This window comes from Dyadobacter sp. SRI_021 (genome assembly GCF_057586235.1).
In genome coordinates this window covers 92,647-113,978 of the sequence record NZ_JBYCZM010000013.1, presented here as the reverse complement: position 1 = coordinate 113,978, position 21,332 = coordinate 92,647, and the positions used below count along the sequence as shown (strand labels likewise).

Here is a 21,332-nt window from a genome sequence, read left to right as displayed (position 1 = left end):
AAACCTAAACGATTTACCTCTTTTTCAAATGCCCAATCTTTTACTCGTTGAAGACGACGCCAACCTCGGAATGCTTCTTCAGGAATATCTGACGGATAAAGGCTTTCCTACTGACCTTGCTACTGATGGGCAAAAGGGCTGGCAGCACTTTGTGGATAAAGAATATGATTTGTGCATTTTCGATGTGATGATGCCCAAAAAAGACGGCTTTTCGCTGGCAAAAGAGGTACGTATGAGTGGGCGTGATGTGCCTATTATTTTTCTAACGGCGAAGTCGATGAAGGAGGATACGATGCAGGGTTTCCGGGTTGGGGCGGATGATTACGTGACCAAGCCTTTCGACCGTGAAGAACTGCTCATGCGGATCCAGGCCATTCTTAGGCGCTATACCCGGCAGACCGACCAGCCGGAAGAGGTCAAGGCATTCAGGATTGGCCAATATACCTTTGATTATAACCACCAGCAATTAGCCATCGGCGAGACATCCGCACGCCTTACCAGCAAAGAATCGGAGTTGCTCCGGCTATTCTGCCAGAACCTCAACCAGCCTATCAGCCGCAGTTTTGCATTGAAAACCATCTGGGGCGACGACTCCTATTTCAATGCGCGCAGCATGGACGTCTATATTACCAAACTCCGCAAATACCTCCGCGAAGATCCTTCGATCCAGATCATGAATTTGCATGGGGAGGGTTTTAAGTTGATGGTAGGGTAAATGGAGGAGAGGGAGGATGGAGGAAAGGAGAATGGACAAAAGGGCGGCCCGCGTAGAGAGAATGGTTAGGAAAAAAGGGGCGATTGGGAAACTCTGCGTTTCTTTGTGGGGTTTTCTTTAAAGTATTTCAATAAGCCTTTATAAAAGCCGACGGCCGAAAGCCGATCGCCGACTGTCCATTACCATGATCCAATTAGACCGTCGTCCCCGACGCAATAGAAAATCCGCAGGAGTGCGTGACCTGGTCCAGGAAACCAATTTGCAGGTATCCGATTTCATTTTCCCCATGTTTGTCGTAGAAGGAACACAGCAGAAGTCCGAGGTGAAGTCGATGCCCGGCATTTACCGCTATTCGCTGGACAACCTGCTCGAAGAGCTTAAAGAAGTGACTGACCTGGGTATCAGGGCGATCGACCTCTTCCCCAACTATCCCGAAAGCAAAAAGGACCGTTTCGCATCGGAAAGCTATCATGAAGATACTTTTTACCTCAAAGCCATTACCGCGGTAAAGGAGCAGTTTCCCGAGTTGGTGATCATGACCGATGTAGCCATGGACCCGTACAGTTCCGACGGCCACGACGGCCTCGTTGAGAACGGTAAGATATTAAACGACGCTACACTCGAAATCCTCGCTAATATGTCGCTGGCGCAAGCCAAAGCCGGTGCCGACATTCTCGGCCCGAGCGATATGATGGACGGCCGTGTGGGCTACATCCGCCGCCACCTCGATGCACACGGGTTTACCGACGTGAGCATTATGTCCTATTCTGCCAAATATGCGAGTGCGTTCTACGGCCCCTTCCGCGATGCATTGGAATCAGCACCGAAATTTGGCGACAAAAAGACTTACCAGATGAACCCCGCCAACAAGCGCGAGGCATTACTCGAAGCACAGCTGGACTTTGAAGAAGGCGCCGACATGCTGATGGTGAAGCCTGCATTGTCGTATCTCGATATTATCCGGTTGCTTGACGAGAACTTCGACATTCCTATCGCTGCGTACAACGTTTCGGGTGAATATGCGATGGTGAAAGCCGCTGCGCAAAATGGCTGGCTCGATGGCGACCGTGCAATGATGGAAGTGCTTACCAGCATCCGCCGCGCGGGAGCGAAATGCATCCTGACCTATTTCGCGAAAGAAGCGGCCGTGATATTGAACAAACGGTAGCGATTTCCGATTCGGCTAACATACAATGTGGAGATGTCTGATTATCTTACATCTTCACATTCTCTTTTTAAATCATCACAAAACAGTCATGAAACTACCTTTCCTCCTGCTACCGCTCGGGCTGGCTCTTGCAATCCCGGCCGATGCGCAGAAAAAGACATCCTCATTACCTGAATTCCAAATTAAAAAGTCGGAAACCGAAGCGCATATCCGCTTCCTCGCGGGCGACGAGCTTATGGGCAGGCGCACGGGCGAGCAAGGGAACTTCGTAGCAGCCCGCTACATTGCCGAGCAGTTCCGCAAGCTTGGCGTCGTACCCGTGCCAGGCAATTCAGAAACCGGTACTTCGAGCTATTTCCAGCGTGTGCCATTCGAAAAAATGGGCGCTAATGGCCCCGGCGAGATCGCGGCAGACGCCGAGATCATGAAGAGCGGCACCGACTGGCTTTTGATGGCCGGCGATGCGGTAGATTTGAAAGCGCCGATCGTTTACGCGAGCTTTGGTCTGGAAAATGCGGCTAAAAGCTGGGACGACTACAAAGGATTGGACGTGAAAGGTAAAATTGTGCTGGTAGAAAGCGGTACGCCGGAAACGCAGACGCCTTCTGAAATCATCGCTACTTCGACAGAAAAACGCAAAATTGCCCAAGATAAGGGCGCTATTGCGGTTATTGAGCTTTTCAATGCACCTATTCCCTGGAATACAGTAAGCAAGTTTTTTGCAGGAGAGAAAATATCGCTGGCCGAAGCTACCGCTGCCAAAACGATCCCGCATGCCTGGGTGAATGGAAAGGAGGCCAAATTCGCGCGTGCATTGCGTGCGGTGAAAGAAGTCACTTTCAAAACTTCCGGAAGGGTTGCGAAGCCTATTTACAGCTACAATGTGGCCGGCTACATCCCGGGCAGCGATCCTAAATTGAAAGAAGAATACGTCTTGCTTTCGGCGCATTACGACCATGTAGGTGTAGGCAAGCAAGGCGGGCAGTCGTATACGCCCGAGGACAGCATCTTCAACGGCGCACGCGACAATGCATTTGGCGTAACTGCATTGCTCACAGCAGCCGAGGCATTGGCTAAAAACCCACCCAAACGCTCTATCGTCATTGTCGCCTTGACTGGCGAAGAAGTAGGCCTGTTGGGCAGCAAATATTACGCGGCACATCCGATTATGCCTTTGAACAAATGCATTTTCAATATGAATTCCGACGGGGCGGGCTATAATGACACGACCATCGTTTCGGTAATGGGCCTCGACCGTACCGGCGCGCGCGCAGAGATCGAAACAGCCTGTAAGACATTTGGCCTGGGCGTTTATGCTGATCCTTCACCTGAACAAGGTCTTTTCGACCGTTCGGATAATGTGAGTTTTGCCAAAGAAGGTGTTCCTGCACCGACTTTCACACCAGGTTTCAAAGAGTTCAATGGGGATATCATGAAAAACTACCACCAGGTAACCGACCACCCAGAAACAGTGGATTTCAACTACCTGCTGAAATTCAGCCAGGCTTACACATATGCAACCCGCCTCATCGCCGACCGAAAAACGGCGCCGCAATGGAGTGCAGGTGATAAATATGAGCCGGCAGCTAAGAAACTCTACGGTAAATAAGGCTTTTAATACAAAAGAAAAGACCTCCGGAATTGTATTGCTCCGGAGGTCTTTTCTTTTACATATACCACATTATCTGGCTCCCGGAGGGCAATTCTTTCTCAAATAATCCGTAAAGAGCGAACGCAAATGCTGCGTGGTACCTTCACCTTCCGAGATGCTATGCGAACGATTCGGGTAAGGCATAAACTGGAACACCTTGTTGGCCTTGATCAGCTCATTGACGAGCATTTCGGCATTCTGGTAATGCACATTATCATCGCCGGTCCCGTGAATGTAGAGCAGGTTACCACGCAGATTTTTAGCGTAAGTAATCGGAGATCCCTTCACAAAGTCCTCACGATTCTCTTGCGGAATACCCATGTAGCGCTCTTGGTAAATGTTGTCGTAAGTAAGCTGGTTGGCCACAGCCGCTACCGCGATACCAGTTTTGAAATGCTGCGGATATTGGAATAGCAGGTTCAAAGTTGATGAGCCGCCACCGCTCCATCCGTGTACCGCCACACGGCTGGTATCGATGAATGCAAATTGTTTGAACATCGCTGTTGCCGCACCATCCATGTCTTTGATGTTAATGCGGCCAATGTTGCGATAGATCGCTTTGCGCCACTTGGCGCCTTTCGGCGAAGGTGTGCCGCGGTTGTCGATGGAAGCGTAGATATATCCGTCGTCGGCCATACTGCCTGCATATAACCGGTTGCGACCGGTTCCCCAAACGTCCTTAACCGTGCTTCCCGCCGCTTCACCGTACACCATGAATACGATCGGGTATTTTTTGCTGGCGTCAAAGTTGGTCGGTTTCACCATCCAGGCATCAACCTCCACGCCTTCGTCTGTTTTTACCTTAAAGAATTCAATATTGGCTTTCGATGAATTGATCTTGTCTTTGGATTGCGCGATGGAGTTGTTAGGGTCTATCGAAACGTGTTTCGGGAACGAGATCCACTCTACCAGAGGCGACGTTTTTGCATTCGAGAACTGGTGACGTCCGAATTTACCCAGCGGCGAAATGTCATAAGCATGCGTTCCGGCCTGATCAGCCGGGGTAATGCGCACCGGCGTGCCTTTTCCGTCCAGCGAAGTCTTGTACAGATAGCTCTGCGTCGCATTATCGGGCGATGCCATGAAGTAATAGGCATTGTTTTTCTCGTCGATGCGAACCGGGTTAATCATATCGAAATTACCCGCGGTAATGAGCGTTTCTTTCTTCCCGTCGCGGCTCACGCGATAGGTGTGGCGCCAGCCGTCTTTTTCGCTTACCCACAAAAATTCCTTCCCGCCGTTGATCCAATCCCAGCCCATCGGGTCGCTTTCCCAGCGGCTTTTGATATCGATCCAGGCTTCATCCTTTTCACTATAAAATGGTTTCGCGCTGCCGTCGGTGGTATTGATATAGAACAATGTGCTCTCGTTCTGCTTGCGGTTCAACTGCTGGATCACCAACTCATTCGGCATACCCGACCATTCCATGCGCGGAACGTAGGTATTCTGCGGGTCGCCGGGGATATTCATCCATTTCGTCTGTGCAGTAGCAACGTCTACCACCCCGATTTTGTAGGGCGAAGGCGTCTCACCTACCTTGGGATATTCCACCGGCACATTGAACGAGTAGATGGAATCCGTGGTGTTGATCATCAAAAAGTTGCGGATTTTGCGCGCGTCGAGCTGCCAGTAGGCGATGGATTTACTGTCGTCGCTCCAACGGAAACCGTCGCGGCAATCGAATTCTTCTTCGTAAACCCAGTCGAATGTACCGTTAATCACGCGATCGGTGCCGTCGGCAGTAATCTGCTTCACCGTGCTGGTTGCGAGGTCTTCCACATACACATTATGCTTGCTCACGTACCCGACTTTCTTGCCATCGGGCGAAAATTTCGCAAACATCAGCGACGACTCTGGCAATCCTTTTCCGAGTTGTTTCAGCGTTTTGGCAGTGATGTCATACACCCAGTAATCGCCGCGCGTATCGTAGCGCCACACGCGTTTGGTATTGGTATAAACTAAAACCTTATCCCCCGCTTTACTGATCGAATAACTCCGGATGTTCAGCGGCGAACCGCCCTGCGGCGTAAGCTGCGCGGATGATACAATGACTTTTTCCTGGTTGGCGGGCAATGTTACTTCCACGATCTGGCTATCGCTGGCATCGCGGTAGCCGCTGCCGTCGGGCAGCCATTGAAATGTGTCGGGAATCTGCGCAAAAAGCTGAAAGGAAAGGATTGTTAATGAAAGTGTCCTGAATATTTGCTTCATGTGAGCTTTAAAAAATTAGTACGACAACTATATAAGTGCAATGTTAACATTTTAATTAATCTTTTGCACCGTCCCTATCGTTTCCCTTTGATTTTGAGCGCCTTTGTTTTTTCAGCGCCTCGCTCAGTAAAAACTCAATCTGCCCGTTCAAACTGCGGAAATCCTGCTGTGCCCAGGTTTCGAGTTCCTTAAGCACATCAGGATTGATCCGCAAAACAAATGCTTTTTTCTCCGCCATATCATGGATACAAAGTACCGGCGTTCAAAATGGGTGTCGCCGCCTTCTCACCGCACAAAACTACCAACAAATTGCTCACCATCGCGGCCTTGCGCTCCTCGTCGAGCTCCACGATCTGCTTATCGGAAAGCATCGCCAAAGCCATATCCACCATTCCCACGGCCCCGTTCACAATCTGGCGGCGCGCAGCTACCACAGCCGATGCCTGCTGACGTTGCAGCATCGCTCCCGCGATCTCAGGTGCATAGGCAAGGTGACTAATACGCGCTTCCAGGACATCGATACCGGCCCGGCTCAGGCGCTCGGTCAGCTCGGCTTCGAGCATTTCGTTGATCTTTCCACTGCCGTCCCGCAACGTCACCTCCTGGGCGTTCGCCTCTTCATCTTCCATCGAATCGTAAGCATAAATGCCCGCTAAATGCCGCACCGCCGCTTCCGACTGGATTTCTACATATTTTACATAATCATCTACTTCAAAAGAAGCCTTGGCTGTATCGCCCACGCGCCATACCACTACTGCAGCGATTTCAATGGGGTTCCCGAGTTTATCGTTCACTTTCAGCTTCTGACCATTCAGGTTACGGGCACGCAGGCTGATCTTTTTCCTGCGGAAGAGCGGGTTTACCCAACGCAAGCCGTTTTGCTTCATTGTACCCATGTAATCTCCAAAAAAAGTAGTCACCACCGCTTCATTCGGGTTAATGACCGTGAGACCGATGAGAATGATAAATCCGATGACGGCAATGATAATCCCCGTAACCGGACTGCCAGTAGTTACAAAATATACAAAGCCGCCAAAAAGCAGCGCAAGGCCTATCACAAACAGCAGATAGCCTGAGATAGAGCGTAATTCCTTTTCGATCATAGCTGGTTTGGTTTGATATTAAATTGATATCACAATATTATCAAACTCCGCGCAACTTTCTAATGCATTTGGGACAAAAAAAATCCCGGAGCTTGTGACCGGCTCGGGGAAAGGATGGATGGTGGTACACCCATTAATATCTGTGAACGATCACCTGAGTACGGGTTTCCAACTGAAAGTTGACGGGCAGGTTGTACTTAACCCTAACCTTCTGACCACGCATCACGCCAGGCTCCCATTTTCCACTCATTAGCTTGACTACCCTCAGCGCTTCCTCGTCTATTCCATAGCCTACCCTGTTTTCTACTTTATAGTCGCACATCGAACCATCTTCACAAACCACGAACGATAGCATTACACGTCCTGCTACGCCGTTTTTAGCTGCACTAGGCGGATACCGGATATTGGACGCAAGGAATTTGTAAAACTCTTTCATACCTCCCTTAAACTCGGGATTGATCAGAGGCTTGGTATATTCCATTTGTGTTCCATTGACCCATGAAACGCCGGTTTTAAACTGGCCTAAATCGTAAACTTCCTCGTAGTATCGGGTACTATCGGCCAATTTGCCAATCCATTTGCCGTCTTTGATGCCATTCACAACAGTTCCCTCCTCAAACAGCCATTTGCCGTTCGGCGTTTCTCCAACCCCGCGCCAATAGCCTTCCCCGCTTTTTACATATTGCGCACCATCCGGCCCCCAGGCATTCAGCAGTAGCGGTTCTTCTTTAACGCCCATTTTGTTAACGGGAAAATCCCTGTGAGCTCTGATCTGACCGTTTGGATCCCAGTAAACGTCTGTCACCAGCGAGTCTGTCAGCAACTGTTGACGTCTTACCATACCATTCAAGTCATAGTCCTTGATCATCGAAGCCTTTCCATCGACGCCATATTCGACATATGAAAGCATTCGGCCAGCGGAATCGAATGTAACTTCGGCAGCGTGGCTAGCCTCATTGAAATCGCGGGCAGAGATACGATAGGCAGGTATCGAGTCCGCATTGAGATTCACAAAACGCGACTTGTAGCGAATCTCCTTCCTGGTAAATTTCGCCTCGCCCAGCTTCTTCCATTTTTTGCCCTTTGCTTCTTCGTAAGCTACGTCACCAGACACGAAGCCCTGGTCATCGACGGGCAATGTACGCCGGTATTTCGCCCGCGCTGAGTCTACCGGGATGAAATCGTTCGTGAAATAATCGACGAAAGCGTGCCGTGCAACGTCATAACTCGGCTTGGCATCCGCTTTGAATGCTACCGGGAAAAAGACCGTTTGCCGGACCCGTTGTCCACCCAGCATAGCCGGTTTCCAGGCCTTATACATCCCCAAGACTCGCACAGCCGCTGCATTGCACAAGGTGTCTATCCCGCGAGTCACTTCGATATTGCTCATGCTGCCATCCGGCTGCACCACGCCTTTGAGATAAACCCGCCCGTTTACACCTTTTACTGCGTTTGGAAGCGGGATCTGGAGATTGGAAGTGATAAATTGATTGAGTACTGTCAGGCCACCTGCCGGCTCTGCTTGTTTCTCTACTTCATGGGGCAAATACACCTGCTGAGCGAAGGCCTGTACACCTGAAAACAACAATAGAGTGAGTAGTTTTTTCATTAGGGCTGCTGAGTTATGCTAACAGTAAAAATGCTGTTTTTCTTTTAAAGAAACTCATAGTTACTCTGTAAATATTTCAAAAACGATTTGTAGAAGTAGTTTTTAGTACAAACTTAACCTACTGATAACCTGCGAATAATATCCAGGTAATATGAAATGAGAAAATTTGTATCATGGGAGATACAACTCACTTTCGGACTATCATCATTTCTGACGTTCACCTCGGAGCAGGAGGATCGAAAGCAGAAGAGGTCACCAATTTCCTGAAAAGCTACACGTGCAAAAAGCTTATCCTGAATGGCGACATTATCGACGCGTGGCAATTGAAAAAGTATGGCGTGTGGAAACGCAAGCATACACTGTTTTTCAAACGCGTGCTGAAAATGATAGAAGACAATAAGACGAAAGTGATCTACATTCGCGGTAACCACGACGATTTCCTTGATCAGATCATTCCTCTGCGCCTCGGCAAGCATTTCCAGATCCGCAAAGATTACGTATTAGCCTCCGGCGCACAACGGTTTTATGTGACCCACGGTGATGTTTTTGACTCTATCACTACCCATTTAAAATGGCTGGCTTACCTGGGCGATATCGGCTATACGTTCCTGCTTTGGGTTAATAAATTTTACAATAAATATCGCGCATGGCGCGGTCTCTCCTATTACTCTTTATCGCAACGTGTAAAACAGTCGGTGAAAATGGCTGTGAACTACATGACCGACTTTGAAGAGAAACTGACCGAACTTGCCCGCTCTCGTAACTGCGACGGCGTGATCTGCGGGCATATTCATCACCCGGCAATTCGTGAAATCGATGGTATCAAATACATGAATTCCGGCGACTGGGTTGAGACCCTGAGTGCATTGGTAGAAGATTTCGATGGAAACTGGAGCCTGCTTTACTACGACCAGCAGGAGATCATCGAGAAGCCTGTAAAAAAAACGAGTACCAAAAAAGTCGTTGAGAACTTCCCCGGCATCGAGAAGCAGGTGGCGTTCACCAGTTTTCTGACGGGGCGGAATCAGCGCTATCTATAATCATGAGAATCCTTTTTCTGGTTCAGGGAGAGGGCCGGGGGCATTTGACGCAAGCCATTTCGCTCGGCCAGATCCTGCGTAGTGCAGGACACAAGGTGGTGGGTGCGATGGTGGGGACGTCTCCGGGCCGGAATATTCCGTCTTTTTTTCAGGAGCAGATCTTCGCTCCGGTGCATCATTTTGCCGCGCCCAATATCATTTACAAAGCACACGGCGGCGGCATGAATGTGGGCAGGACGATCGCCACGCACCTGGCACATTTACCCAAATACCTCAAAAGCCTGCATCGCATCCACGAAACGGTGAAGCAAATCAACCCCGACCTGATCGTGAGTTTTTACGATACTTATGGCGGGCTTTACAATATGATCTACCGCTCAGGCATACCGATGGTCTGCATCGCGCATCAATACCTTTTGCTCCACCCAAAATTTATTTTTCCTGAAAACAGCCGGATCAACCAATTTCTGATCAATCTCAACTCCAAATCAACCTCCTGGCTTTCGGCGAACCGGCTTGCATTGTCGTTCCGTGAAATGCCCTCAGCGCCCGAGTTGAAAATCACAGTGGTACCACCATTGCTCCGCAAGGAGGTGACACGGCTTGCTCCACAAAAGGGTTCGTTTATACTTGTTTACATGACCCATCACAGCCTGAGCACTCAGGTAATCGACTGGCACCGAAAGCACCCGGATGTGCAATTACATTGCTTTTGGGATAATGCGGATGCTTCGGAAGAGTTTGTGTTTGACAATACACTCACTTTCCACCAGATCAACAGCGAAAAATATCTTCGGATGCTCGCTACCTGCCGCGCATTGGTGACGACAGCCGGTTTCGAATCGGTTTGCGAGGCGATGTATTTGGGAAAACCTGTGATGATGGTGCCGGTACCGAACCATTTCGAGCAGGAATGCAATGCGATCGACGGGGTGATATCCGGCGCTGGTGTAATGTCCAAGTCGTTTGACCTGTCGGTGATTTTCGATTATCTGCCGAAGCACATTGACCAGTCAGAGAAATTCAGAGACTGGTATAACCGCGGGCAACAGATGTTTATACGGGAAATCGCGGAGTTTGAGAAATCAATCAATATCAGGCGGAAAATTCAATCGGAGATCTGACATTCTCCGCCTGATGTACCTACTTCTCTTTTTTAAACACCAGCTGTTCGGGGTTTTGATCAAATTTAAGGATCAGTTTATCGGATTGCACGTGATAGTTCCCTTTGCCGCCCGTTGAATCCGATGGCAGCCAAGCCTTACTGCTCCATTCCGGCTCGGCTACTTTGCTCCCACCAAAGCTGGTAATTTTGAAGGTGCAATTCGGGCCGAGCGTATAAACCCCGGTAACCGTATTCACGAAAGTATAGCCAGCGATCGTCCCATTTTTCTGATCGTCAGAAAAGGTGAAAACCACGCTCTTCCCGCTGATTCCGGGATCCTTGTCTATCACGCCTGTGGTAGTATTTTGAAAATAATCCAGACGCCAGGCACCGGCTATCGAAGCGACTTCCGAACACGGCGGCATAACGCAGCAATCCTTTCTATTTCCGCACTCAAATGCAGTTAAGGCAATAAAAACGAAACAGATAAGCAAATAGACAATTCTTTTCATGGCATATAAATTTTAAAAACTGACTCCCAACCGCAGCGCAAGCCTGTTATAAACCCTGTCTTCGAACCGCTCTTTTTGATCCCATAACGGCGTTTTGGTGACGTGCGCTTCTTGCCGCTTATAGGTTAATGCGAGCGTAAATGCAGCAGTTCCCGGCTTTCCTACTTTGATGCCCAAGCCCGGGTTAATCATCAACCCACCCTTTGTATCAAAGCCTTCGGAATCGTCGTGAAACCAGGTAAATGCGTAACCTGCATCGAGCGTCCCGAAAAGCTGCACGTTTTTCCTTCCGGCCAAATCATAACGCACGCCTCCGGCGACTGGATTCAGTAAGGCAGCTTTATACCAGTCCATTCCGAGCGTTACACCGGCAGACAGCCGCCGGTCCAATTGCAGCCCGTTGAATGTCTGGATGGTAAGACTTGTCTTGCTATCGACCTGCTCTTGGTTGCCTGAATAAGGATTGTTATATTTTACCCTGCCAAACAATCCGCCAAACTCGGTATGATTCACGAACCTGAGACTTTTGCCCGTTTGCGCGTTCGCGGCCGTAGCAGCGAGCAGCAACCATAAGTACGCGATCTTTTTCATATCAAATCGCTTTTCCAACGGGAATTTTGCTCAATAACCTCAAATCTTTCGGGTTGGAAGAGTCATATTGGTAAAACCCGTCCTCCCCGATCAACAGCAGCGTTTTTCCAAGCGAAATCACGTCATATGCATGCATATCCTTGAAATGTGCCAGCTGATTTTTGTCGACCGAGAAGCGATCGCTCACATCAAATACTTTCAGACCCTGCTCGCCTTCGCAGAGGAAGAGCGTCGGGAAATCGACACTCAGGCCATGCGGGCTTTCCATCTGGTAACTTTTGATGAGTTGCGGCGTGGAGGGATTGCTTACATCCACGAGATCGAGCTGGTTCTGGCCTCCTCCGCACGCGGTACCCGTACGTAACGTCACATAGGCAACACCCTCGTGCACGACCACGGGGTCACACGCGCGGCCGTGTTGAAACATCGATAGCTTCTTGGGCTCCGCGGGGTCAATATTGTCGTAGATAAACATGCCTGACGAGGAACCGATGAACAGTTTGTTGTCGTAAGGGAAAATGGTTTCGATGCCCCAGCCTAGGTCTACCGTTTTAAAATCAATCGGTTGCGAAGGCTTGTCGATCTTAAACAAATGCATTTGGCTCTGGCCGACGGCATAGAGAAAATTACGATCGAGGGCGAAACGAGCCATGGAGCCGCCCTGCCCACTAGTGCTACCCGATGATTGCGGCGAAGCCGACGATGCGCTACTGAGAAACGCTCTGTCTGTAAGCAGCCATCCACCCCACCATGATGACGGTGAAATATTGTCTTCGCAGTTCACCGTCACAGTTTCTGTCACCCACTCTACATCCTGATCGGAAATAGCGCCTATGGTTTCATTCAGTGACCAGCTGCCACCATCGAAAGTACCTGTTTTAAAAACATTCTTGACCCGGCCTACTTCTTTGGGCGCCGCAGGGTCGGTAATGTCGATTGAAACGAGGTCCGAATAGCTGTCGGCATAAAGAATATTATCACGTACCGCTATGTCGCCGTTACCAGGGATATTAATGAATGTTACAAATTTCGGACTGGCTGGATTGCCGTTGTCGATAATGTGAATACCCTTCTTTATTTCATTAACATATAAATACTTCCCTTTGACATACATCTTTCCCGGCTGTACCAAAGCCCGAGGCGATTCCGCTTTGACCTGCGTCCTGAGTTCAAGCAGCGAATACGTTGCGTTATGAAAGCGACGCACAACGCGCGTTTCCTTACATTGGTCGTTACACGACCAGCAAAGCCATGCTACGACACATAACAGTAAAAGTTTAGGTTTCATACGGTTAGGCTTTAGAGGCTAGCAAAAATGATATTTCAACTTGGGTAAATGCAGGACAACGTTTTTCTGTAATTGGTTGGAATACAAAACAAAATCGTCCGAAAGCAAGGCCTTCGGACGATAACGCACCCCGAAAATACCGGCGAACCGGTATTTTTTATCTTTGATATTTTTAAATGCTTTTCGGCACTCTTATTTCGATTCCGGATTCTTGATCCTGCCCATAAAAAGAATGGTATTGGAAGTATTTTCGCTGATCACCAGGCCAAACGGACGATCGCAAATGTATCTCGGTGGCTCAGGTTTTGCCGATGTAGCTACAACCCCAATTGAAGCGACTGCTGCCGCCTCCGTGCCTTGCTCATCAATACCCAGGTAGGCGTCCTGTTTCACAAAATCTACCATAAGCCTTCCCGATTTATTGATCTTTCCGAGTTCCGCACCGGCTTTAAATACCTTATCAATGCCCATTTCCTGCAAGGTCGACTTCAATTTTGCTGAGTAATTCAGCGTAAATTTGGGTAGACCTACTGTGACTCCCTGCTGCGTCATTTTTCCCGCATTTAACTGCATCCAGTTGTCACCGGTGATACTTTTCAACACTTCGTCTATTGTAGTTGATCCTCGTGGGATCAACAATGTCATGCTAAACTGCCCATTCGCGTACGGAAGCTGCACGGCTGCATAGTTGCTTCCGCCACCTACTTTGAAATCCGAGGAAGCATACATCATTTTGACCGTCTTGCTCTGCCCGTTTTCAAGCTGGAATGGCGTGTCCTTTGTTTTATTTGATTCAAATTTCGTTTTCCAATCTCCTTTAAAATACAATGCATTCAAAAGGAACATAACCTGATCTTCCTGGATTTGATCCAGAACTTGTTTGATCTTACCTTTCGTTTTATCACTCGCCCATTTGTTAATACGGTCTTTCGCGGCATCGTTGAATGGCAAACCTGTTACTTCTGCTTCAAATGAGTTTTTCAAAACAGATTGAAAATCATTTTCAACTGAAAAATCATTTCTATACCAAACCGAATTTGCTAATCCCAAACTCACTTTGGAGTCGGCAACCGGCAAATCGTTGACCAAAGTTTTATATGCGGCATTCAAGTCGGCCAATGCGACCGTATCCATTTTCAATGTCTTTTGAATCTCAGCGGCGGTTTCCTTTTCGGCGCCATTCAAAAGCATTCCCAAAGCCATGTGCAAGCTGAGCGGGGATACAAAGAAATTTTCATCCGCAGGTTGCGTTTTCTGTAACGCGTGAATGAAGTCAAAAGCAAAAGAAGTGGTCCCGTTCGAAACTGAGGCCGGTATTTCTACCGGATTTACATCATTTCCGGGCGTAACGCTGTCGTTTGTACAACTAAACAGCATTGCTGCTGCCAGCATCGGAAGGGTCGTCGACTTCTTTAAAATTTTCATGGCTAACAGATGCAAGAACATTTTCCTTCTCCACAATCAACCCACAAATCGATAGATTCAAACCAACTGGTAATGGTTGGAATCTTTTTTGAATTATCTCAAAAAGAATAGCGAACAGACCAGGATACGCCGTACAAATAAGGATGTGAATCGAGGCTTTGATTCGATTTAAAACCTGATGAAACAGCCTTTTGATAAGAACCCGTCAGGTTAGCAGCCCAGTTTGAAGAGAGCTTATAATTCAATCTCAACCCAGTTGTTGCCGCCCAGTTCGTACCACGGTAAATATCATCGCTGGCAGTTGTTCGAATAATCTCTCCGGAAGCGGATTCCAGTTCATTCACCAAAAAGAAATTGGCCATCATACCACCGAGCACCGAATAGCTGAATTTCTTATCAGGATTTAAAGTAAAACCTGCCTGTACCGGCAATTGGAGATATTGATAATTGTTACTTACTTTTTTGGCAACGTCAATATATAATGCACCATTATTGAAACCGGCGGCTTTATCGGCAGAAGGGCTACTCAATCCCGCCAATGCATTTTCCAATACATTCGAAGATAGGTTACTGTATGCATTCAGCACATAACCACCTCCTTCATAAGCTGAATTGCCGCGGAGGTAACTGATGCCCGTTTCCACAGACCAATGTTTCGATAACCGCACACCGCCCTGCGTTTGCACCGCATAAGAGGCCCGCGCTTCGCTGGATCCCGTAGTTGCCCGTCTCTGGCTCACCGACTGTCCTGAAAATGCCATAGGTGCCTCTTTCAACTGCACATCCGGGTTAAACGATGCCGGCATGACACCCAGCCCCGCATAATATTCCTTTGGCTTTTTCTCTTTAACAGGCTCCTCTATCTGTATTTGAGGGCGGAAGAAAACATGACGTTTCTGTACATAAACGTCCAGGTCGCTATAAGGCAAAGATGCCAGCAATTGTGCCGAAATCGTTTGGCTTTGATCCGCCAGAGTAGTTGCATGACTGTTTCCGGTCACTTTTGCTACCGCACTTTCTATGGGCTGTATGTTCTCAACAGGTGCGGAGACCGTGCTGATTACTTCATTCAATGAGCTGCTCTCAGCAACCGGTTTCTGAACACGGACAGCAATTGCTACGCCCGGCTGCTCAACCACAGGATTTTTTGTTTTAGCAAATGCGTTCTCGTTTTTTCCAAGTGCATTGCCTTGGCTTGTTGAGCCGATCTTCGATTCAGAAGGCTCTCGCTGTTCTGGTTTTACCGACGAAACTTGGGGCTCGTTTGCAGCCGCCAATTTCTCCGTATTCAAGCTCTCGTTTGCAGAAGTCTTTCTTCCGGTTGCTTCACCTTTTTCACGCTCCGGCGCTCCGGCTGGTTTCGTAGTCACAGCTATTTGTGGCTTATCACTTATTTGGATACCTGATAACCAAAGTCCGCCGCCTACCAGCAGCAATGCGACGATCGACGCGGCAGCGTACCACACTTTCGGAGACTGCCACCACATGGGAACGACCTTTTCCTGCTCCTTATCAAGACTCGCTTCGATACCCTCCCACACAGACGGCGGGGGAGTTTCGGAAGCCGCCTGCAAGGCCTTTCTCCACTGATCCTCAAAATTGTTTATGTTGGACGGATCCATCATCAAATCTTTTTTCTTTGTTCAACTTCTGCTGAAGCAATGTCCTGGCCCGCGAGTATTGCGATTTGGACGTTCCTTCGGAGATACCCAACATCTGGGCGATCTCATTGTGCTGGTAACCTTCAATCGCATAGAGATTGAAGATTGTCTGACACCCGGGCGGCAATTCGCGAATCATCTCCATGAGTTGCTGCATCTGGAAATTCCCCAGCGTGAATTCCCTGTCCGACAAGCCATTATGATGTACATCTATATCGTCGAGCTCTTTCAGGTATTTCTGTTGCCGCAAATGGTTCAGTGCTGTATTCACAACAACCGATCTGAGCCAATATTCCAGCGGGCTGTCGGCCCTGAAAGAATCTATGTTTTCGTAAATTTTGATGAAAGCATCCTGTAACACGTCCTCCGCGTCAGCGCGGTTTTTCGTATAGCGCAGGCAAATAGCGAACAACTTACCCCCAAAAACATCATATAGCTGTTTCTGGGCGATGCGGTTGCGCTGCTTGCAGCCTTTCACCAGTTCTTGTTCGTTAAACGTCATCCGAAGGTTAGGGGTGCTTCGTTCGGTTTGTAATTAAATTCAGCACCTCTATCCATAAGATAGCCGACTACTGCTGCGTTATGATCCGACTTGCGCTTTCGCCTCCGTCGTAAATTGTCTGACACCCTCATTATCAAAATGGTTGGAACACTTGAAAAAACTATTGTCAAATGTTGGGTACTTTACGCCAAGGAACTATTCAGAGGCGCATATCATTTATTAAAGTACAACCTAAAATCTATCGCCCCATGAGCCAATATATGGTTGAAATCCAGCTGCCGGCTGTCATGTCGGAAGATTTCACAGCAAAAATACCTGCTCAGAGAAAAAAGATTAATGAACTGATGGAGCAAGGAAGGCTGATGTCTTATGCTTTGTCCGATGATTATTCCAGACTCTGGTGTGTGGTTCGCGCAGAAACTGAATTTGAAGTAATGTCGCTCGTCTCGGAATTTCCGCTGATCGACTATATGGATCCCAAAATAACCAAACTTATGTTCAACAATGTGGTAGCCCTCCGCTTGCCCATGTTTTCATTGAACTGACACCAATTAAGAGTATTTTGTTGCCTGAAAAAGCCTTGCCTGAATAGACGGCGAGGCTTTTTCATTAATAATCAGAGTTTTCGGGTAATCAGTGCACCAATTCTTTCCAGGGCTGCCTGATCGGTTTCGCTAAAATCATCCAGCTGGTCGCTATCGACGTCCAGTACCATTGCAACGGTTCCATTTCTGTGAAAAACCGGCACGACGATCTCTGAACGCGATGCCGAGCTACATGCAATATGACCCGGAAATTGCTCTACATCCGGGACCAGAATGGTTTCGGCGCGCGTATAACTTGCGCCGCATACACCCTTGTGAAAGGGGATACGCGTACACGCAATCGGCCCCTGAAACGGCCCGAGCACCAACTGTCCTTCCTTAACCAGGTAAAATCCCACCCAAAAGAATCCAAATGCTTCTTTTAACACCGCGGTTATATTCGCAAGGTTAGCTATAAGGTCACTTTCATCGGCAATTAGCGCTTCGATTTGCGGAAAAAGCGCTTCATAAATTTCACCTCGGCTTGTATCTGTCGGTATGAATAAAGTTTCTGCCATAATCTTAAATACTTCTCGATTTCTGGTTAACACACATGCCTTTCGAATAGTTACAAATAATATGAAAATGAACTCTGATTGAGCCACTGGTAGCACGCCTTCTGTTGTATATTTGATGTCCGATTAGTGTTACAAGCAGTCCCCTTATGAGTCAAAGACATATCTTATTAATGGATGGCCCGGATCACAAGGGTTTGATCTATCATGTTACCCGCATTCTTTTTGCCCACAATCAGAATATTATCAGTAACGACGAGTACGTAAGCCCTTCGCGCTATTTCTTTATGCGTACCGAATTCGAAGGGGATACCGATATTCCTGAACTATTAAAAGCACTTCAATCCGAACTACCTGCCGGGCTGAACCTGCGCATTAATCCTAAAAAGAACAAGGATATTGTGCTGATGGTCACCAAGGAGCACCACTGCCTGGGCGAACTGCTAATCCGCTATGCATTCAATGAGCTGGATGCGACGATTATGGCCGTGATCAGCAATTATAATACGCTACAACCACTTGTAGGCAAATTTGGGATACCTTTTCATTTTATTTCGCACGAAAATAAAAGTCGGGAAGAGCATGAGGAGGCGATATTAAGGACATTGGAGATTTACCGACCCGATTATGTAGTACTAGCCAAATACATGCGCATTATCACGCCGCAATTTGTCGAGCGTTTCCCGAATCGGATCGTGAATATCCATCATTCCTTTCTGCCCGCATTTATCGGGGCAAACCCTTACCGCCAGGCTTATGAACGCGGCGTGAAAATCATTGGAGCCACGGCGCATTTCGTGAATAACGACCTAGATGAGGGTCCGATCATCGCACAGGATGTAAAGGAAGTCGACCACAAACTGACCGCTTCGGACATGGCAACTTTGGGAAAAGATACTGAAAAAGCGGTGCTCTCGAAGGCCTTAAAACTGGTTTTTAACGACCGCGTTTTCATTCACCACAACCGCACCATTATCCTGTAAAACAAAGAAAAAGCCCTTAGTCAGAATCACCGAGGGCTTTTTGCAATCTGATGGATGTTATTGAATGTGTAATCTTACAAAAATTTCTTTAAAACATCAAATTCAGATTCAAGCTGTTAACTAATTCTAAGCATATTCTAATTAAACTGCCTCCGCTGTACGTACCAGCTCAACCAGATCTCCGTCGTTTACTTCTTTCTTGATGTCGGCTACTTCGAGGAACCGTGTGTACAGCTCGTCCAACACCGGTTTTTCAAACGAGAAGCCCAGCAATTCGAGGCGATGCTTCAACGCGTGGCGTCCACTGCGGGCAGTCAGTACAATGTCGGATTTATCGACACCCACATCCTGCGGGTTCATGATTTCGTAGTTCAGATTGTTTTTCAGGAAGCCGTCCTGATGAATACCCGACGAATGCGCGAATGCATTGCGCCCAACAATCGCCTTGTTGGCCTGCACCGGCATACGCATCATTTTCGACACCAGCTGGCTGGTCGGATAAATGTGCTGCGTATTGATGCCTGTTTCAAGGCCCAGTTCCTGATGCACTTTCAATGCCATCACTACCTCTTCGAGCGAAGTGTTACCGGCGCGCTCGCCGATCCCGTTGATCGTAACCTCTACCTGACGTGCGCCCTGGTTGATACCCGCGATAGAGTTCGCAGTAGCCAAGCCGAGGTCATTATGGCAGTGGATAGAGATAGTAGCTTTATGAATGTTCGAAACATGTTCGAATATGTATTTGATTTTGTTTCCGTACTCGTCGGGCAGGCAGTAACCTGTTGTATCAGGGATATTTACTACCGTTGCCCCCGCACCGATCACTGCTTCCACCAACTGTGAAAGGAAAACCAAGTCCGCGCGGCCCGCATCTTCGCAGTAAAATTCAACATCCTCCACTTTGGTTTTAGCATATTTCGTAGCCGCTATTGCTCTCTCGATGATTTTTTCACGGGTAGTGTTGAATTTATGCTGGATGTGAATGTCGGAAGAACCGATACCTGTGTGGATCCGTGCCCGTTTGGCATACTGCAGTGCATCTGCAGCTGCATCGATATCGCCTGGCACTGCACGTGAGAGCGCACAAATGATAGGCTCACGCACAGCTTTGGAGATCTCTACCACGGAACGAAAATCTCCGGGACTTGAAACCGGGAAGCCGGCTTCGATGATATCTACCCCCAGCTTTTCGAGTTGTGTGGCAACCACGATTTTTTCTTCTGTGGTCAATTGGCTGCCCGGCACCTGCTCGCCGTCTCGTAAAGTAGTGTCGAAGATCTGAACTCGATTACTCATTGGTGGGTATTAATTTTTTTATGGGACACGAATTTAACAATATTTCAGGCAATATAAAACCCTTTCCTTGTCACGGGAAAGGGTCTGTAACTTATCAAAACATAACCTTTCCCGCCTCACGGTAGCTGTTGAAGATTGAGAATTAGGTTAACTTGCTGGCTCATATTCATGTTGCGAAATTTCGCTCACCGCGATTTTCTTCTGCAAAGAAAGCACAAGTTTTGAATGCAACAAATATTGTTTGGCAAATCTTTGAAATTTTTTAGATTCTTTTCAAAAGCTCTTCGCCAGCCTGTTGGGTATTCAGGATCTTATCAGCAGGAGTACCTGCATCGGCAATGTCGCGAGTTCTGAAACCATCTTTCAGCAACTTATCAACTGCCGAAATAATCGCTTCCGATTCTTCTTTCAAACCAAATGAAATATCGAGGAGCAATGCCGCCGAAAGTACTGATGCCAAGGGGTTTGCAACACCTTTACCGGTGATGTCGTGCGCCGAGCCGTGGATTGGTTCGTAAACGCCGGTGCTATCACCGACAGACGCCGAAGCCAGCATTCCCATCGATCCGGCGATCTGGCTGGCCTCGTCGGTAAGGATATCACCGAACAGGTTAGCGGTCACAACAACATCGAAACGCTTAGGATCTTTGATGAGCATCATTGCTGCTGCATCCACAAATTGGTGCTCAACGGTAATATCAGGGTATTCGGGAGCCAAAGCCTGAACCACTTCACGCCACAGCCGACTCGTTTCGAGAACGTTCGCTTTATCCACAGAGCAGAGACGTTTTCCACGCGTACGGGCAGCTTCGAAGGCTTTGCGGGCAATGCGCTCCACTTCGTACCGGCTGTATTCAGCGAGGTCGTAAGCGGTATTGTTGTCGTTTTTGCGCCCTTTTTCTCCGAAATAAATGTCACCAGTGAGCTCACGGAAGAAAAGGATATCCGAACCTTTCAGGATTTCAGGACGGATAGAAGAAGCACCCAAAAGCTCATCGAACAGCTTGATCGGACGAAGGTTGGCATACAAACCCAGTTCCTTGCGCATTTTCAGCAAGCCTTGCTCAGGGCGAACTTTGGCAGTAGGATCGTTGTCATATTTCGGGTGGCCTACCGCACCGAAAAGGATCGCGTCGGAATTGCGCATCTTTTCCAATGTCTCGTCAGGAAGTGGGTTACCCGTTGCTTCGATGGCGACGTGGCCCATCAACGCCTCGTCGTAAGTGAATTCATGACCGAATTTCTCAGCGATTTTTACCAACACTGCCTTTCCTACCTCTGTAACTTCTTGTCCGATTCCGTCGCCCGGAACGATAAGGATATGCTTTTTCATTAAATATTTAATTGATAATCAATAAATTATAAACAAAATA

20 protein-coding genes are annotated in these 21,332 nt (G+C 48.1%); 7 read left to right on the top strand and 13 right to left on the bottom strand.

Features of this window, described 5'->3' with window-relative positions:
• Positions 1-28 precede the first annotated feature (28 nt).
• The 3 genes from AC2YIT_RS28360 (at position 29) to AC2YIT_RS28350 (ending at position 3,492) form a co-directional block, all read left to right on the top strand.
• Positions 29-715, top strand: a complete 687-nt coding sequence (locus AC2YIT_RS28360) for a response regulator transcription factor (protein ID WP_430850293.1) — start codon at positions 29-31, stop codon at positions 713-715.
• 184 nt (positions 716-899) lie between these two features.
• Entirely contained in the window at positions 900-1,883 is a 984-nt protein-coding gene (hemB, locus tag AC2YIT_RS28355) for a porphobilinogen synthase (RefSeq protein ID WP_430850295.1), read from the top strand.
• A gap of 88 nt (positions 1,884-1,971) precedes the next feature.
• Complete coding sequence (locus AC2YIT_RS28350) at positions 1,972-3,492, top strand: M28 family peptidase (RefSeq protein WP_430850297.1); 1,521 nt, start codon at positions 1,972-1,974, stop codon at positions 3,490-3,492.
• A 72-nt stretch (positions 3,493-3,564) separates the two neighbouring features.
• On the opposite strand, the gene AC2YIT_RS28345 is transcribed toward AC2YIT_RS28350, so the two are convergent.
• The 4 genes from AC2YIT_RS28345 to AC2YIT_RS28330 form a co-directional block, all read right to left on the bottom strand.
• Positions 3,565-5,745, bottom strand: coding sequence for a S9 family peptidase (locus AC2YIT_RS28345; protein ID WP_487281411.1), 2,181 nt, complete (start codon positions 5,743-5,745; stop codon positions 3,565-3,567).
• Between the two features lie 55 nt (positions 5,746-5,800).
• Positions 5,801-5,983 (bottom strand): type II toxin-antitoxin system antitoxin, encoded by a 183-nt coding sequence (locus AC2YIT_RS28340; protein WP_487281410.1) that lies wholly within the window; start codon positions 5,981-5,983, stop codon positions 5,801-5,803.
• Position 5,984: 1 nt separating this feature from the next.
• Positions 5,985-6,848: an SPFH domain-containing protein gene (locus tag AC2YIT_RS28335; protein ID WP_487281409.1), complete on the bottom strand. Its 864-nt coding sequence runs from the start codon at positions 6,846-6,848 to the stop codon at positions 5,985-5,987.
• Positions 6,849-6,981: 133 nt separating this feature from the next.
• Positions 6,982-8,457, bottom strand: a complete 1,476-nt coding sequence (locus tag AC2YIT_RS28330) for an energy transducer TonB (RefSeq protein ID WP_487281408.1) — start codon at positions 8,455-8,457, stop codon at positions 6,982-6,984.
• A gap of 173 nt (positions 8,458-8,630) precedes the next feature.
• Between AC2YIT_RS28330 and AC2YIT_RS28325 the strand changes: the two genes are divergently transcribed.
• Both AC2YIT_RS28325 and AC2YIT_RS28320 read left to right on the top strand, forming a co-directional pair.
• Positions 8,631-9,497 (top strand): UDP-2,3-diacylglucosamine diphosphatase, encoded by an 867-nt coding sequence (locus tag AC2YIT_RS28325; RefSeq protein ID WP_487281407.1) that lies wholly within the window; start codon positions 8,631-8,633, stop codon positions 9,495-9,497.
• A 2-nt stretch (positions 9,498-9,499) separates the two neighbouring features.
• Positions 9,500-10,621: a glycosyltransferase family protein gene (locus tag AC2YIT_RS28320; protein WP_487281406.1), complete on the top strand. Its 1,122-nt coding sequence runs from the start codon at positions 9,500-9,502 to the stop codon at positions 10,619-10,621.
• A 19-nt stretch (positions 10,622-10,640) separates the two neighbouring features.
• Here the strand turns inward: AC2YIT_RS28320 and AC2YIT_RS28315 are convergent, their stop codons facing one another.
• The 6 genes from AC2YIT_RS28315 to AC2YIT_RS28290 all read right to left on the bottom strand — a co-directional run bounded on the left by AC2YIT_RS28315 (position 10,641) and on the right by AC2YIT_RS28290 (position 16,581).
• Positions 10,641-11,114, bottom strand: a complete 474-nt coding sequence (locus AC2YIT_RS28315; RefSeq protein WP_487281405.1) for an META domain-containing protein — start codon at positions 11,112-11,114, stop codon at positions 10,641-10,643.
• Between the two features lie 12 nt (positions 11,115-11,126).
• Complete coding sequence (locus AC2YIT_RS28310) at positions 11,127-11,705, bottom strand: hypothetical protein (RefSeq protein WP_487281404.1); 579 nt, start codon at positions 11,703-11,705, stop codon at positions 11,127-11,129.
• A gap of 1 nt (position 11,706) precedes the next feature.
• Positions 11,707-12,993, bottom strand: a complete 1,287-nt coding sequence (locus AC2YIT_RS28305) for an LVIVD repeat-containing protein (RefSeq protein WP_430850315.1) — start codon at positions 12,991-12,993, stop codon at positions 11,707-11,709.
• A 192-nt stretch (positions 12,994-13,185) separates the two neighbouring features.
• Positions 13,186-14,418 carry a serpin family protein gene (locus tag AC2YIT_RS28300; protein WP_487281403.1) on the bottom strand — a complete coding sequence of 411 codons (1,233 nt, stop codon included), beginning with the start codon at positions 14,416-14,418 and terminating at the stop codon, positions 13,186-13,188.
• 98 nt (positions 14,419-14,516) lie between these two features.
• A complete protein-coding gene (locus tag AC2YIT_RS28295; RefSeq protein ID WP_430850319.1) occupies positions 14,517-15,854 on the bottom strand; it encodes an outer membrane beta-barrel protein in 1,338 nt (445 codons plus the stop codon).
• A 157-nt stretch (positions 15,855-16,011) separates the two neighbouring features.
• Positions 16,012-16,581, bottom strand: coding sequence for an RNA polymerase sigma factor (locus tag AC2YIT_RS28290; RefSeq protein WP_090385172.1), 570 nt, complete (start codon positions 16,579-16,581; stop codon positions 16,012-16,014).
• A 248-nt stretch (positions 16,582-16,829) separates the two neighbouring features.
• Here AC2YIT_RS28290 and AC2YIT_RS28285 point away from each other — a divergent pair, with 248 nt between their 5' ends.
• Positions 16,830-17,126: a muconolactone Delta-isomerase family protein gene (locus AC2YIT_RS28285; protein ID WP_090149248.1), complete on the top strand. Its 297-nt coding sequence runs from the start codon at positions 16,830-16,832 to the stop codon at positions 17,124-17,126.
• 71 nt (positions 17,127-17,197) lie between these two features.
• Here the strand turns inward: AC2YIT_RS28285 and AC2YIT_RS28280 are convergent, their stop codons facing one another.
• A complete protein-coding gene (locus tag AC2YIT_RS28280) occupies positions 17,198-17,683 on the bottom strand; it encodes a GAF domain-containing protein (protein ID WP_430850322.1) in 486 nt (161 codons plus the stop codon).
• 146 nt (positions 17,684-17,829) lie between these two features.
• Here AC2YIT_RS28280 and purU point away from each other — a divergent pair, with 146 nt between their 5' ends.
• Entirely contained in the window at positions 17,830-18,663 is an 834-nt protein-coding gene (gene purU, locus AC2YIT_RS28275; RefSeq protein WP_430850324.1) for a formyltetrahydrofolate deformylase, read from the top strand.
• A 141-nt stretch (positions 18,664-18,804) separates the two neighbouring features.
• Here purU and AC2YIT_RS28270 read toward each other — a convergent pair whose 3' ends face one another.
• Positions 18,805-19,959, bottom strand: coding sequence for a 2-isopropylmalate synthase (locus AC2YIT_RS28270; protein WP_430850326.1), 1,155 nt, complete (start codon positions 19,957-19,959; stop codon positions 18,805-18,807).
• A gap of 262 nt (positions 19,960-20,221) precedes the next feature.
• Entirely contained in the window at positions 20,222-21,292 is a 1,071-nt protein-coding gene (gene leuB, locus AC2YIT_RS28265; protein ID WP_430850328.1) for a 3-isopropylmalate dehydrogenase, read from the bottom strand.
• Positions 21,293-21,332: the final 40 nt, after the last annotated feature.